At 38.6% G+C, this 761-nt stretch carries 1 protein-coding gene; it reads right to left on the minus strand.

The features are described from left to right. Positions 1 to 92: 92 nt before the first annotated feature. Positions 93 to 761: hypothetical protein (locus DWW60_RS13075; RefSeq protein ID WP_243002975.1), on the minus strand; the 669-nt coding region annotated here is incomplete at its 5' end.

Here is a 761-nt window from a genome sequence, read left to right on the forward strand (position 1 = left end):
AATAACATTGATATTGACAGCACTACAGCAATAATCCTTCTCGTTATTTGTTTTAATTTCCTCTTCTTGCTTCCCTTCTTTTTCCTCATTTTCTACACTTTGATTCCCATCGCACGTATTGCATTTATATTTTTTTCTGCTCGCTCTGCCTTTAATCGTTCAAGTTCTTTTTTAGTTGTTTCATCTTCAAAAAATCTTCCGTATTGTTCGATATCATCATTATAGCTTTCTTCACACCAAAGCAACTTTTCCCTGCCTGCCTCCTGTGTCATTTTTCCCTCCGAAATACGTTGCAACACACTTCTCTTTGCCTCTTGGAAATCATTTTGCACTTTCACTCTATAGGATTCTTTATTCGGATACTTTGCCGGCAAAATAAATACATCCCCATTACATTCAGTTTTTCTACTAATTTCCAACTCATCAAAGCCATATAACTCCAAATAATCCACACAAGTCTTTAAATCCACCACCTTGTCAAATGCCGGAATTACATAATGCTCAATTCCTGTCATGGCAAACGCAATCTGTTCTCTGAGAGACGCTTCATCTCCCTTTTTGATGATATAATCAACTCTCGGCTGTTCATTCTCGTAAACCGGTATTTCATTTCGCTTTGCCGTAAAATACATATCTAGCTGTGTTGTATTTATCCAATCCATGCTGGCATACACAGACCGGTTCAGATTGATCTCCGGGCGGTATATACTGCCAACCGCACAGTATACTTCAAACCGTTTTTCCTCCAACTGTGGCGACAG

Origin of the sequence: Coprococcus sp. AF16-22 (assembly GCF_003461545.1) — a bacterium.
Taxonomy (GTDB): Bacteria; Bacillota; Clostridia; order Lachnospirales; family Lachnospiraceae; genus Coprococcus; species Coprococcus aceti.